Origin of the sequence: Brenneria salicis ATCC 15712 = DSM 30166, from assembly GCF_003315515.1 — a bacterium.
GTDB classification, from domain to species: Bacteria; Pseudomonadota; Gammaproteobacteria; order Enterobacterales; family Enterobacteriaceae; genus Brenneria; species Brenneria salicis.
Map to the genome: position 1 here is coordinate 78,048 of NZ_QNRY01000009.1, position 14,850 is coordinate 92,897.

The following is a 14,850-nucleotide window of genomic DNA, read 5'->3' on the forward strand; positions in this document are numbered from 1 at the left end:
AAACGATTGCGTTACCAAAAAAATTGCATTCCCAAAGCAATTGCGTATCATGCCGCCGCGTTGCTGAAAAAAACAGCGCACGATGATTTCTTGGGTTCCCTAACCCCAATAACCAAAAAGGTCACATCATGTATCGTTTCACTCCCCGGCAGCGACTGACGGCGCTGATCTGGCTGTCGTTGTTTCATATTCTGATCATTACTTCCAGTAACTTTCTGGTCCAGCTTCCGGTTGCCCTCTTCGGTTTTCATACCACCTGTGGCGCGTTTACCTTTCCCTTTATCTTTCTGGCGACCGATCTGACCGTGCGGATTTTCGGCGCGCCGCTGGCACGCCGTATTATTTTGACCGTGATGGCGCCTGCACTGGTGATTTCTTATGTCATTTCCGCGCTGTTCTATCAGGGCGTGTGGCAAGGGTTTGCATCGCTGAGTCAGGTGAACATCGTGGTTGCCCGCATTGCCTGCGCCAGCTTTATGGCTTACGTTCTGGGTCAGATACTGGATGTGCATGTCTTTAACCGCTTGCGCCAGCGCAATGTCTGGTGGGTCGCCCCGGCGGTTTCCACGTTGTTCGGCAATTTCAGCGACACGTTGGCCTTTTTCTTTATTGCCTTCTACCGCAGCACCGATCCTTTCATGGCCGCAAACTGGGTTGAAATCGCGCTGGTGGATTACACATTCAAGCTACTGATCAGCCTGATTTTCTTCCTGCCGATGTATGGCGTTATGCTGAATATGGCGCTGAAACGGCTGAGTGAACGGCAAGAAGCGATTTCCTATCGGTCGGTCGAAAACAGAAGCCGACCTTGCCGCCGCATGGCGGCAAGGTCGGCGGCAAACCAACGCCGACATTTGTAAAAATCGTCCCTGTGGCCCAACGGTTTGCAACAACAAAATGCTTGTTTTTGCTATCTGAATAGGGTGCCATACTGTTATCACCTGTTGAAAAATGAGAGAAAGGGAACCCATGTCGAATTTAGTAAAATACCTCGGCGTCAGCCTTCTGGTGACTGTTCTGGCGGCCTGTGATGGAAAAACGGACGATACCGCAAACGCCCCCGCATCAGACAAACCGGCGGCAGAAGCCGCTGCCAGCAAGACGTTAGAATTATTATCCGGCAAAGTCGTCTTTACGTTGCCAGCCGATATGCAGGATCAAAGCGGTAAGTTGGGGACGCAGGCCAACAACATGCATGTGTACGCCAATGATAACGGACAAAAAGCGGTTATCGTGATCCTGGGCGATAACACCACGGAAGAGCTTTCCGTGCTGACACAACGTCTGGAAGATCAGCAGCGCACGCGCGACGCAAACCTTCAGGTTGTGACCAACAAAACCATCGACATTGATGGACAGAAGCTGCAACAGTTGGACAGCATCATCACCAGCAGCGGACAGCAGGCTTACTCCTCAGTGGTGTTGGGAAAAGTGGATAACCGCTTGCTGACCTTGCAGATTACCCTGCCCGCGGATAATCAACAGCAGGCTCAGACCGAAGCGGAAAGCATCATCCAGACGCTGAAACTGAAATAAACGTTAACCGCGGATTATCTTTCTTATGGCGGACAATCCTTGCCCGCCACTGCGTTTTTTTAACTGGTTTTCAAGCGGTTGTCGCCGCATTTTTTCCGGCGATGCGGCCAAACACAATGCAATCGGTCATGGCGACGCTGCCAAGTCTGACAGCGCCGTGAACGCCGCCGACGGTTTCCCCCGCCGCATACAGACCGGGTATCGGTTTCAGGTCAAAACCAATCACCTGCGCATCCTTGTTAATCGCCAGACCGCCCATGGTGTGGTGTACCCGCGGCCATAAACGCGCGGCATAAAACGGTGGCGTCACATTCGGCACCGCATCCTTGAAAATCATACAGCCAAGATCGGCATCGTTGCGCCGACTGACAAACTCGTTCCAGCGATTTACCTGCGCGACAAAGGCGTCAACCGGCATTTCATAAGCTTTTGCCAACGCTTCCAGCGAGTCATACGGCTTAAGCGAACCGTTTTTCAGCGCCCCTTCCCGTTGTCCCGGATCCACCATGTTCAGAGTATTGGTTTTATCGGCAATGATGATGGCCGGGTGCCCTAATTGAATAATGGCGTCGGCCCGCTCTTTACGGTTGCCCGTCTCTTTAAAAAAGCGCTTGCCGGTCGCCGGGTCGACCATCAATCCATAGCCGATTACGCGCTCGACAAACTGCGGTATATAGCCGAAACCGTTTTCATCCGGGCTGGTCCAGGGTCCCAGTTGGATCCAGTCCATCTGCGTATCCAGCGCGCCAATCTTACAGGCCGCCATAATCGCCTCGCCGGTGGCGCCGGGATGATTGGTCGAGGTGAAGACGTCGGTCAGACGCGGATCGTACATCTGGCGCAACGCCACGCCTTGTGAAAAACCGCCGGATGCCAGCACCACGCCTTTACGGGCGCGAATATAGGCAATCTCGCCTGAGTTTTCATCGGGGAACTTGTAGCGCCGCCGAACTTCCGCGCCGATCACCCGGCCATCCGGCTCAACGATCAACCGCAGCAACTTGGCGCGTTGTTCAATCACCACCCCCAGTTCTTTCGCTTTCTGCCGCTGTTTGATGATCAACCCTGATCCTGAGCGCTGTACCAGTTGATGGGCGCGCTTCACCGAATGACCGCCGTGGTAGTTGACGACATTAAATTGCGCGCCGATGCTTTGCGCCCATTCCAACGCTTCCACCGAATGTTCCGCAACGGTTCTGGCCAGTTCGGGATAATTAAGTCCACTGCCCGCCTTGAGCATGTCCTGATACATCAGTTCCGGCGAATCCTCAATGCCGATTTCTTGTTGCATTTTGGAACCCGCCGCCGCCAGATCGCCGCCATTCAGCACCGAATTCCCGCCCAACAGCGGCATTTTGTCGATGACCAAGACCTCGGCCTGCGCATTACGCGCTTCAATCGCCGCCGCCAGCCCCGCAAATCCGGTGCCGACGATCAGGACATCAACCGTCGTATCCCATTTCTGCGGAATAGGCGCGGGTATTGGCACCGCCTGCGCCGGATGAGACAACGCCATACCGCCGAGCGCCCCCACCACCATACCGGTTGATTTCAAAAACTGTCGACGACTCTGTGGATCATTTATCGGTTTGTTACTCATTGCATTACCTCCATATCCAAAATGGATGAATGACGATAAAAATCGAAAAACATGCTGAAAACCGAGCGCGATGAATGACGATACAAACGATAGAAAAACGGTGGCAGGTGATGATTGAAGCAGTACGTGTTGGAGTTATAAGTACCTGAAATCATTTCAACACAAAAAGCGAGGTGTTAAACGTGAGTCCACTCGCACTGTGGCGATCCTTTCCGGCCCGCCACCGGACGGTTATACTGGACAGCGGCGGATACGGAGTATTTTACGCCGATGCGTCAGGACGCAGGCTCAAACGCAAGGTCAGCAGCAAACCCACCACCCCAAGCAGCGCCGCCGCCAGATAGATGGAGGCGATGCCCGCATAACTCATCAACACCCCGGCGAGCGGGCCGACGACGCCCAATGATAAGTCGAGAAAGATGGTATAAGTCGCCAATGCGCTGCCCTGATTCTGTGGTGAGACCGCCTTGACCGCCACCACGCCGAGCGCCGGAAACACCAATGAAAAGCCGGCTCCGGCAAGAAAAGCGCCAAGTTCGGCCATAAAGGGTTGCGGCGCGCACCAGACCAGCACCAGGCCCGCCACTTCGACCACAAAACACGCCAGCGCCACGCGCAAGCCGCCGAATCGATTGATGCTGTTGGGAAACACCAAACGTGCGCCGACGAAGGCGCAACTGAAAATGGTCGGCGTCAGCGCGGCGCCTTCCCAGTTTCTGTCGGCGTAAAACAGCGTAATGAAGGTTGCGATCACCCCAAATCCCGCCGAGGCGAGCGCCAGAATAATGCCGTACATCCAAACCTTGCCCAGCACTTCGCGGAAGGGGATTTTCTTACCGGGCGTGACGTTCACTTCCGCGCGCGGCAAGGCGCAGATGATGGCAATCGCCGCCACCAGAATAATGACCACAGACAGCAGTTGCAGTCCGCCGATATGATTCAGCCAGACGCCAAGCGGCGCGCCAATCGCCATCGCGCCATAGGTCGCAATACCGTTCCACGAGATAACCCGCCCGATATGCCGCGATCCGACCACGCCTACCCCCCACAAGGTCGCGCCGGTTCCGGTAAAACTCTGTCCGGCGCCCAGCACCAGCCGTCCGGCAAACAATAACAATAGCGCGATCAGCGGAGAAGCGTCTTTCCAGGCCGCCAGCAGATAAAACAGACCGCTTAGCAGCGTCCCCGCCAGCCCCCACACCACCACCTTCTTCGCCCCTTTCTCATCGGCGTAACGTCCGGCATGAGGGCGGCTCAGCAGCGTGGAAAAATATTGCAGACTGATCACCAGCCCAGTCCAGAACGCGTTGTAGCCCAGCGTATCGTGTACATAGCCGGGCAACACGGCTAATGGCAGACCGATATTCAGGTAACTGGCGAAGTTGAAAATTACGACAGAGACAATACGCAAATTAAGGCGCAATGTGCCAACGGCAGGCTCTGATGGGGGACGGAACAGACATCGGGGATTTCACTCACTTAACATCATCACTTGAGGCTGAGCAAAAGTGTTAACCGGGTAATCCGGTAATTGGCATCCAGGCTGTTCAGTATAAACAAGCGCCAGTCAGCTTTCACGATTAATTATCACGGACGTCACCATTAATTTACAGTCACTATTAATTTACAAAAGCGCCCCAGTGATGAAAACCATAACATTCTCATCTTGTTGGTTATAATCAGATCTGTTCCCTAACCCACATCAGACCCGCAGGAGGAATTCAATGCCTGAACCGGCAGAGTCGGATCGCCATTCACCACCAGCCCACAGCGCCGAAAAAAAGCGCGGCGCAGTAAAAAAACAGCACGCTTTTTTAATTCGGGCCAGACGTTTGGTAAAACGCATCCGGGCCATCCCCAGCGTGGCGCATATGATCCGCGCGGGCGAGCGCTTTAATGACCGTATGGGCAATCAGTTTGGCGCCGCGATCACTTATTTTTCCTTTCTGTCGCTGATCCCGATTCTGATGGTCTCTTTCGCGGCGGTCGGCTTCGTGCTGGCATCCAACCCGGATTTGCTTACCGGGCTTATCAATAAAATCGTCAACAGCATTAGCGACCCCAATCTGGCTAACACGCTGAAAAATACCGTTAATACCGCCATTCAGCAACGTACTACCGTCGGGTTGACCGGGTTGCTGATCGCCTTGTATTCCGGTATCAGTTGGATGGGAAATCTGCGCGAAGCGATCCGCGCGCAATCGCGCGATGTCTGGGAGCGCAATCCGCAGGATGAAGAGAAGATTTACTTCCAGTACACCCGCGATTTTCTGTCGCTCACCGGGCTGATGATTGCGCTGGTCGTAACCTTGTTCCTTACCTCAGTGGCAGGTACCGCGCAGGATATGATTGTGAATGCGCTGGGGTTGGGCGGCATCGAATGGTTGCGTCCGGCTTTGACGCTGATTGCCTTGTCGATTTCAATCTTCGCCAATTATTTGCTGTTTCTGTGGATCTTCTTTGTATTGCCGCGCCACAAACCCAAACGTAAAGCCTTGTTCCGGGGAACCCTGCTTGCCGCCATTGGTTTCGAGATAATCAAATTCGCCATGACCGTCGCGCTACCCAAGCTCGCCAGTTCTCCCTCTGGCGCCGCATTTGGTTCAGTGATCGGCTTGATGGCTTTTTTCTATTTCTTCGCCCGGTTAACCCTGTTCTGCGCCGCCTGGATCGCCACCGCAAATTATAAAGGCGACACCGCGTCTGGAGGGCAGGAACAGGAAGATATCGCATCGAAAAAAAACCAACTGACTTAACCTTGCATGGCTGACGTCCGCATGAATGGCATCAATAAATTGTTATATCCACCCAGACAGGAGAATGTATGCCTTACGTCAATATCAAAATCACCCGCGAAGGCGCGACCGCGGAACAAAAGAAAACCCTGATCGCCGGAGTGACGCAATTGCTGGTCGATACGCTGGGGAAAAACCCGGCCACCACTGTGGTGGTCATTGATGAAGTCGATACTGACAATTGGGGTATCGGCGGAGAAAGCGTGACCAATTTGCGCCACAAGTACCCTCGTTTCCCCCCTCGATAAAAGGGATCGGAAAGCAGGGATTTTCCGATCCATATCATAAAAAAATAAAACATCGTTTCAAAACTATTGACTCACTCTCACGTTATGTTGAGACTGATGCTGATTTCCGCGTTTTACCAACTTCTTCTAACAGGCTAACTGTGATGACCACGAATAACATTGCCGTGATCGGCGAATGCATGATTGAACTGTCGCAAAAAGGCACGGATCTTAGCCGTGGATTTGGCGGCGATACGTTGAATACGGCGGTCTATATCGCTCGTCAGGTCAAGCCCGATATGCTTGGCGTGCATTATGTTACCGCGCTCGGCACCGATAGCTTTAGTGAAGAGATGGTTGCCGCATGGCGGAAAGAAGGGGTGAAAACGGATCTGATCCAGCGTATGGATAACAAACTGCCTGGTTTATATTTCATTGAAACGGACGATGCTGGCGAACGCACCTTCTATTACTGGCGCAATGATGCCGCCGCTCGTTACTGGCTGGACAGCGCTGAAGCAGAAACAATCTGTCGGCATCTGGCGCGTTTTAATTATCTTTATCTCAGCGGCATCAGCGTGGCGATCCTCACCACGGAAAGCCGTCAGCGTCTGTTTTCGTTGCTGCGCGCCTGCCGTGCCAACGGTGGTAAAGTGATTTTTGATAACAACTATCGCCCGCGTCTGTGGCAAAGCAAAGAAGAAACGCAGCAGGCTTACACAGCGATCCTGTCCTACACGGATATCGCATTCCTCACATTGGATGATGAAGATATGTTGTGGGGAGAACAGCCGGTTGAAGCGGTGCTGGCACGCACTCACGGCTTTGGCGCGGCAGAGATCGTGCTGAAGCGCGGCGCGGATTCCTGTCTGGTGTCAGAACATGGACAAGCGCTCATCGACGTGCCAGCAGTGAAACTGGCGAAAGAAAAAGTGGTCGATACCACTGCGGCGGGCGATTCGTTCAGCGCCGGTTATCTGGCTGTCCGTCTGAGCGGCGGCAGCGCTCAAGAAGCGGCTCAGCGCGGTCATCTGACCGCCAGTACCGTTATCCAGCACCGCGGCGCGATTATCCCGCCGCAAGCCATGCCGACGTCATAACACTTCCCCGATCTACGCAAGCACTCCCCCGCGAATAAATCAACCGGCGGTTATTTTTTGACCTTCGGGTGTCAAATAAATTTATCTCTAAGTAAAACTTTCAGAACAAATGCAAAATCTGCGCAACTTCTTGCTCACTTTCCAGCATAAATCACTTTTTGCGCAATGTTTGCAAACGATTCGGGAAGTCTGCGCAATTTTTTGCTCAAATTTTACTTAGGGAAAATTTGACTTAAGTTAATTTATATAAAAATTGGCATAAACATTGCTGTACAAACAAGTGAAGTCAGGAACATGTTCATTTAACAGCTTTAATTAACTGTTTTCAATCAACTATTTTCCATCAACTGTTTTCAATAAACAAGGAGCAAGACCATGCCAACCCCATGTTATATCAGCATTGAAGGGAAAACGCAGGGCAACATCACCGCCGGTGCCTTCACTTCCGACTCCGTCGGCAACATCTACGTGCAGGGCCACGAAGATGAAATGCTGGTGCAGGAATTTCAGCACGTGGTCACCGTCCCCACCGACCCGCAATCCGGTCAGCCTTCCGGTCAGCGCATCCACAAACCTTTCAAATTTACCGTCGCGCTGAACAAAGCCGTCCCGCTGATGTACAACGCCCTGGCCTCCGGCGAAATGCTGCCGACCGTCACCCTGAAGTGGTATCTCACCTCCGTTGAGGGCAAGCAGGAGCACTTCTTCTCCACCGTGCTGACGGACGCCACTATCGTGGATATCGACTGCCAGATGCCGCACTGTCAGGACCCGTCCAAACTGGATTACACCCAGCTGATTCAGGTGTCGCTGGCCTACCGCAAAATCGACTGGGAGCACACGGTGGCCGGGACGTCCGGCTCCGACGACTGGCGCGCGCCGGTCGAAGCGTAATCCCTGTTCAACCCGGCCAGCGTGCCGGGTTTTTTGCTGTGCTGCGGTGTGAGCGGGCTCAGACCGCAACACAGCGGTTTCATTTTTTCATCAGATAATTGCATGTCGCACCGGGCGGTAACGGGGCGTGCGGTAGCCGTGGCAGAGGGAGGAAAAATAAGGTGGCAAACAGCACAGGATTACAGTTCACCGTAACACTCGGCGCGTTGCCGGCAGGCACGTTCGCGGTGGTGGATTTCAGGCTGGACGAGGGACTGAACCGGCCATTCAGTTTGTCGCTGAGTCTGGCGAGCGCGCAGCCGGATATTGATTTCGGCGCGGTGCTGGACCAGCCCTGCGAACTGCTGGTGTGGTACGAAGGGGAACTGCAACGCCGGGTGAGCGGCATCGTCAGCGGTTTCACTCAGGGCGACACCGGTTTTCGCCGCACGCGTTATCAGGCGGAAGTCCGTCCGGCGCTGTGGCGGCTGGGGCTGCGCAGCAACGCGCGTATCTTTCAGGCGCAGAAGCCGGAAGAGATTATCGCCACGCTGCTGGACGAAGCGGGTATCACGGATTACGCGTTCGCGCTGCGCCACGGGCATGCGCAGCGGGAATACTGCGTGCAGTACCGGGAAAGCGACCTGGCGTTTATCAACCGGCTGGCGGCGGAAGAAGGGCTGTATTACTTCCACGAATACGAGGAAGGCAAACACCGGTTGGTGTTTGCGGATGACGCGGGGGCGCTGGGAAAAGGGCCGGACCTGTTCTTCAACCTGGCGACGCAGGGGCTGTCGGAAGGGGCGTATGTCAGACGTTTCCACTATGCGGAGCGGGTGAGCACGGCGGAAGTGGAACTGAAGGACTACAGCTTCAAGACCCCGGCCTACGGCTTGTCGCACCAGAAGACGGGCAGCGAGCTTGAGCATCAGCGAGAGAGCTACCAGCACTATGACTATCCGGGGCGCTTCAAACAGGACCTGAGCGGAAAAGCGTTCAGCGGCTACCGGCTGGATGCGCTGCGCGCCGGGGCGGTGACGGGCGAAGGGGAATCGAACTGCGCGGGGCTGATGCCGGGCAGCGCGTTCTCGCTGACGGAGCATCCGAACGCGGCGCTGAATATCGCGTGGCAGATAGTCGGGGTAACGCACGTGGGGCAACAGCCGCAGGCGCTGGAAGAGGAAAGCGGGGGCGAGCCGACGACGCTGAGCAACAGTTTCAGCGTGGTGAAAGGCAAAACGACGTGGCGGGCGTTGATGCCGCACAAGCCGATGGTGGACGGTCCGCAGATTGCCACCGTGGTGGGCCCGGCGGGAGAAGAAATCTACTGCGATGAATACGGCCGGGTGAAGCTACAGTTCCCGTGGGACCGCTACGGCGCAAGCGACGACCAGAGCTCGTGCTGGGTGCGGGTGAGTCAGGGCTGGGCGGGCGGACAGTACGGTCTGATAGCCATCCCGCGCATCGGCCATGAGGTGATAGTGAGTTTTCTGGAGGGCGACCCGGACCAGCCGATAGTGACCGGGCGGACGTTTCATGCGACTAATCCGGTGCCGTATCCGCTGCCGGAGCATAAAACCCGCACCACGCTGCGCACCACCACCCACAAAGGATCGGGGTTCAACGAACTGCGTTTTGAGGATCAGGCCGGGCAGGAAGAAGTGTTTATCCATGCGCAGAAGGACATGAATACGGTGGTGCTGAACAACCGCAGCACGGCGGTGAATGTCGACCACAGCGAAAATATCGGTCAGGACCAGACCATCTCGGTACAGCGTAATCAGACCGTCTCGGTCATCCAGGATCAGGTGACCGAAATTCAGGGGCAACAGACCATCGCCGTTACCGGAAACCGCAATACGACGGTGGATGACAACAACTCGTTGCAGGTAAAAAACAATATCGCCATTCAGTCGCAGGCGGGCGAAATCCTGATCGCGACCGCAGGCGGTTATATCTCCATCGACAACGCAGGCAACATCAATATCACTGGCAACAGCATCGTGGTGAATGGTGCCCGTATCGATTTGAACTAGAGGACGACTTATGTACCAGATGAACGAAGGAACGCTGGCGATACCGGATGACTGGCGTGATGAATCTCTCCACGTTTTCGTCCTGCCGGGCGACACGGCCAATCTGGTGGTAAACCGCACACCGATTGAGTTTGGCCTGTCGGCCGAGACGGTCTATCAGCAGACGCTGGAGCAGTTCTCCGCCCACCTCAAGGGATATGAGGAGCGCGCCGCCTGGGAACTGACGCTGGACGATCAGCCTGCACGAGGCCTGGAGTACACCTGGCGATCGCCGGAGGGGTCAATGCACCAGCTGGTGGTGATGCAGGTTCGTGGCGAACGGTTGCTGACGTTCACCATTACGGCGGCCGGACAGTTGCAGGAAGAGCAGAAAGCCGCGCTGCTGGCCGTCATTGAGACCTTCCGGGCAACGGACTGAGCAGAGGTCTCATGCTGAACGATATTCTGACGCGCGTGGCCCGTGTCGGCGCCATGCACGCGGGCAACCGTCCCCAACCGCCGGCAACGCGGCCGCAACCCTGCCAGGGCAAGCCGCCCACCTCGCCGGGCAAAACCATCAAACACAAAAGCTTTGGGGGAGCATTTGTGGGAGCCATCGTTGGCGCACTGGTGGCCGCCATGGCGGTAGCGGTGGTCGGTACCGGAGGAATGGGCGCGGCGCTGGTTATCGGTGCGGTCAAACTGGCTGCCGGATTCGGTGCGGTGAGTTTGTTGGGCGGGCTTATCAACAGCGTGTCCAACAAGGTTTCCGCAATGATCGACAGCGGTTCACCATCGTTCGGACCAGTATCCGGCGGTTCCGACAATGTGTTCGTGGAAAAAAAACCGGTGTCGCGTGCCACGATGGATACGGTGGCCTGTACCAAACACAACTCGCCGCAATTGATTGCCCAGGGCAGCGAGACAGTGTATGTCAACGGCGCGCCCGCGGCGCGGATCGATGATAAGACGGTATGCGGCGCGACCATCAAGGAGGGCGCCGCCACGGTATTCTTCGGTTCCGGCCAAGCCACCCATCTGGAGATTGCCGACGAGTTCAGCTGGTGGGAGAAGGCGCTGCTTATCGCGGTCGAATTTCTGGTGCCGCCCAGCCGGGGCATGTTCAAAGGGCTGGCAAAGTTGTTCAGGCGCGGGCCGACCGCCGTGCTTAAAGGCATGCGCGCCGGCGCGTTGAGAACATTAGTGGGGCTACGGTGTGCGACCCGCTGTGCCAGCAAGGGATTCAAAAACAGCAAAGGTCTCGCACGTATCAAGCAAGCAACCCGGGGATTTCTGAAAGACCCGGTGTATATCGCCAGCGGCGAAGTGATTGAATTCCGGCAGAATTTCGAGCTCGGCCAGACCTTGCCGTTGCGCTTTGAGCGCACCTACCGTTCCCTTGCCACACACATCGGGCTGCTGGGACATGGCTGGCATGACACCTGGAGCGAAGTCGCCAGAGTCAGCCGGGACGGTCTCAACACCCATGTGGTGATCTCCCTGGCGCAGGGATATGACATTGACTTCACCTTCCATCAGGACGTGAAGGTGGTGTTCTGCCCACACTATCCCGAGTTCACACTGCACCGCCGCGATGACGGCTTTTATCTGTGGCACCGTGACAGTCGCACCTGGCGGGCTTTCACCGTGCCGCAGGCGGACAGGCTGCTGCTGTCGGCTATCTATGATCCCCACGACAACCGCATCGACCTGATACGCACGCCGAAGGGCTATCTGCGTCGGGTACGGCACAGCGACGGCATCGAGTTGCTGCTGGTGTGGCAGGGGGAATTCCTGCGCGAGATCCAGCGTATCGACGGCGGTCAAAAAACACGGCTGGCGGAGTACCAGCAGGATGAGCGCGGCAGGCTGGTGCAAGCGAATGCCACGCATGCCTATCACCTGAACTACGAGTATGACGCAAACAATCGGCTGACGCGCTGGCACGACAACGACCAGACCTGGGCGCGTTACGAGTACGACGCGCAGGGCCGATGCGTCTACACCACCTGCGCCGACGGTTTTCTGACCGCCCGCTTCGACTATCTTGATGACCGGGTGGTGATGCTCGACGGCCACAACCAGCGCAGCGAGTTCGGTTTCAATGACCTCTCGCTGATGAGTTGGAAAAAATCGCCGCTGGGTCATGTCACCCGCTATAAGTACGACGAGTACGGCAATCTGCTACGGGAAATCTCCCCGGCTGGACGGGTGGTCGCGTTCAGCTACCTGGATGATACCGGGCTGGTAAGCCAGTTCACCGACGGCAGCGGTCATGTCTGGCACTACGACTACGACGAGGCGCAACGACTGTGCGGTATCGCCGATCCGCTGGGACGCACCTGGCACTGGACTTACGATGATGCCGGCAACCCGGAAAAACTGACCGGGCCGGATGCCAGCGAAATATGTTTCAGCTGGAACCGTTACGGTCTGCTCACCCAGGTCAGCACCCAGACCGGGGAGGTGCAGGCACGCCTGCACTACGACCAGCAAGACCGGATAGTGCAATGGCAGCGCCCGGACGGGGCGCAATTCCGGCTGGGCTATCGCCGGGCAAGCTGGAAGCTGCCGGAACAACTGATACGCCCGGACGACAGGAAAGAGCAGCGCAAGTACGACAAGCACAATAATCTGTTGAGCTACGTGGATGGCAACGGCGCCGTTTGGCAGCAGACCTGGGGGCCTTTTGATTTGCTGACCGCGCACGGATGCGCAGGGGCGCACCTGGCGCTACGAGTACGACCGGGAAAGCCAGCAACTGATCGCAGTGATTGCCCCGGACGGCGACCGCTGGCAGTGGTGGCTGGATGCGGACGCCCGGGTTATCCGCGAACGGGACATGGCCGGAACGGAAACACACTACCGCTATGACGAGGACGGCAACTGCATCGAGGTGCGTAATGGCGAAGGGGAAATCCGCCATTTTTTGTACGATGGTCGCGGGCTGCTGATAAAAGAAACGGCGCCGGACGACATGGTGCATTACCGCTATGACGCGGCAGGCAGGCTGACGGAGGTGGTTTCCCGAACCAGCCATGTGCAGAGGGAATACGACGCCCGTGACCGCGTGGTGCGCGAATGGTGCAACGGGACGGAAGTAAGGCGCCAATACCAGGGAGAAGCCCAAAACGTTACCCGAACGCTTCGCTGGGACGAGGAGGATGAGAGCCAGGCGCTGACCAGCGCCTTTCACTACAGCGCCACCGGGGAGTTGCGGCAGGTGCAGTTGCCGGACGGGGTGGAACTGACGCTGACGCACGATGCGGCGGGACGGGAATCGGCCCGCACGGGCGGCAGTGGATTTATGCAGTGCCGGGAGTACAGTGTGATGGGCTGGCTGACGCGCGAGATGAGCGGACAGCAGCAGGACGGTCATTTGCAGGCGCAACTGACGCGGGAGTATCTGTATGACGGCGCGGGCAATCTGACCGGGGTGCGCCGTAACCGCGAGGCTGAAGGCTATCGGCTGGATGCGACAGGCCGGGTACTATCCTTGCTGTCGGGGGGCGCTGGCCGTCAGGTAGAAACGGTGGCGGAGTACGGCTATACCCGCGGCGGCCTGCCGCAGGAAGCGGGACGGCTGACCGAGTGGCAGGCCGGACGGCTTATCCAGCGCGACGACACCCATTACCAGTACGACAAGGCCGGACGGTTGGTCAGAAAACAGGTGGTGCGGCCGGGCTACCGGCCACAGGTGTGGCAGTACCGCTGGGACAGCCGCAACCAGCTTCGAGTCGTGGATACGCCCACCGGCGAGCGTTGGTTCTACCGCTACGACCCGTTTGGCCGTCGTATCGGCAAGCGCTGTGAACAGCGGCATGAAACGGTGCGCTACCTGTGGGACGGCGATCAGATAGCCGAAGTGCGCCACTATCGACAAGGCGAACTCACCCACCGCCGTCACTGGGTCCATAATGGCTGGGAACTGGTGGTGCAGCAGCGGCAAAAGGCCGATGGCGGCTGGGAAACGGATTTTGTGACCAGCAGCCAGAACGGGGAGCCACAGGCGCTGTTCAAACCGGACGGCGAATTACGCTGGCAGGCGCCGAAAGCGACGCTGTGGGGCCAGCGGCATACAGAACCCTCCGAAAGCCCCGACCCCGGTCTGGCGTTCGCCGGACAGTATCGTGACAGTGAAAGTGCGCTATGCTATAACAGATTTCGCTATTATGATCCGGCGGGTGGGTGTTATGTTTCGCAGGACCCGATAGGGGTGCTGGGGGGAGAGAGTAACTACGGGTATGTTCATAACCCGGTCTGTTGGGTTGATCCGTTTGGGTTGGCTGGGTGTTCCAAAGAGTTAGCACAAAGAAAAGCACAGGAACTTCGTGATAGTGCTACATCAAATACACAAAGAAGTAAGTTACCCAGAGCAACATCAGCGGTAGTCGATAAGGCTACAGGTAAAGTCTATTATGGATTCAGTGGGCGACCTCTTCCTAATTCTATTCACCCTCATTTGGCAGAAAGAATGCCTAAATAACTGATCCTAATATCGCTACATTTTTACCAACCCATGATTCCCACCGGGGAATGGGCTGACAGTATTCATAAAGTGACGCCCTTTTTTCAGTAACTGCCACATTGAGCGGCACTGGTGGTTTCCGGTTATCGTTTCGTGCAGCGCCTGCCACAGCCGTTCAACATGATTTACCCAGGGCGAGTAAACCGGCTGATAAATAACACGAAACTTCGGATTCT

The 14,850-nt window shown here is 56.4% G+C and carries 10 protein-coding genes and 2 pseudogenes; 9 read left to right on the forward strand and 3 right to left on the reverse strand.

Going from position 1 to position 14,850, the window contains the following annotated elements; genetic code table 11:
• The first annotated feature begins 128 nt into the window (after positions 1-128).
• Complete coding sequence (locus tag DES54_RS06320) at positions 129-860, forward strand: 7-cyano-7-deazaguanine/7-aminomethyl-7-deazaguanine transporter (RefSeq protein ID WP_113865743.1); 732 nt, start codon at positions 129-131, stop codon at positions 858-860.
• Between the two features lie 109 nt (positions 861-969).
• Positions 970-1,536: a DcrB family lipoprotein gene (locus DES54_RS06325; protein WP_113865744.1), complete on the forward strand. Its 567-nt coding sequence runs from the start codon at positions 970-972 to the stop codon at positions 1,534-1,536.
• 70 nt (positions 1,537-1,606) lie between these two features.
• Here DES54_RS06325 and DES54_RS06330 read toward each other — a convergent pair whose 3' ends face one another.
• Positions 1,607-3,136 (reverse strand): flavocytochrome c, encoded by a 1,530-nt coding sequence (locus DES54_RS06330; protein ID WP_113865745.1) that lies wholly within the window; start codon positions 3,134-3,136, stop codon positions 1,607-1,609.
• A 262-nt stretch (positions 3,137-3,398) separates the two neighbouring features.
• Positions 3,399-4,547: an MFS transporter gene (locus DES54_RS06335; RefSeq protein ID WP_240634958.1), complete on the reverse strand. Its 1,149-nt coding sequence runs from the start codon at positions 4,545-4,547 to the stop codon at positions 3,399-3,401.
• A gap of 313 nt (positions 4,548-4,860) precedes the next feature.
• On the opposite strand from DES54_RS06335, the gene yhjD reads away from it, so the two are divergent.
• From yhjD to DES54_RS06370, 7 genes and pseudogenes are all read left to right on the forward strand, one after another.
• Positions 4,861-5,892 (forward strand): inner membrane protein YhjD, encoded by a 1,032-nt coding sequence (gene yhjD, locus DES54_RS06340; RefSeq protein ID WP_113865747.1) that lies wholly within the window; start codon positions 4,861-4,863, stop codon positions 5,890-5,892.
• A gap of 68 nt (positions 5,893-5,960) precedes the next feature.
• Complete coding sequence (locus tag DES54_RS06345) at positions 5,961-6,179, forward strand: 2-hydroxymuconate tautomerase family protein (protein WP_113865748.1); 219 nt, start codon at positions 5,961-5,963, stop codon at positions 6,177-6,179.
• A 143-nt stretch (positions 6,180-6,322) separates the two neighbouring features.
• On the forward strand, positions 6,323-7,258 hold the full coding sequence (gene kdgK, locus DES54_RS06350) for a 2-dehydro-3-deoxygluconokinase (RefSeq protein ID WP_113865749.1): 936 nt from the start codon (positions 6,323-6,325) through the stop codon (positions 7,256-7,258).
• 375 nt (positions 7,259-7,633) lie between these two features.
• Positions 7,634-8,152, forward strand: coding sequence for an Hcp family type VI secretion system effector (locus DES54_RS06355; RefSeq protein ID WP_113865750.1), 519 nt, complete (start codon positions 7,634-7,636; stop codon positions 8,150-8,152).
• 161 nt (positions 8,153-8,313) lie between these two features.
• Complete coding sequence (locus DES54_RS06360; RefSeq protein ID WP_113865751.1) at positions 8,314-10,167, forward strand: type VI secretion system Vgr family protein; 1,854 nt, start codon at positions 8,314-8,316, stop codon at positions 10,165-10,167.
• 10 nt (positions 10,168-10,177) lie between these two features.
• Complete coding sequence (locus DES54_RS06365) at positions 10,178-10,585, forward strand: DUF1795 domain-containing protein (protein WP_113865752.1); 408 nt, start codon at positions 10,178-10,180, stop codon at positions 10,583-10,585.
• Between the two features lie 11 nt (positions 10,586-10,596).
• Positions 10,597-14,443: pseudogene (locus DES54_RS06370) on the forward strand (RHS repeat-associated core domain-containing protein); the annotation flags it as partial.
• Positions 14,444-14,647: 204 nt separating this feature from the next.
• On the opposite strand, the pseudogene DES54_RS06375 reads toward DES54_RS06370, so the two are convergent.
• A pseudogene (locus DES54_RS06375) lies at positions 14,648-14,850 on the reverse strand (IS630 family transposase); the annotation flags it as partial.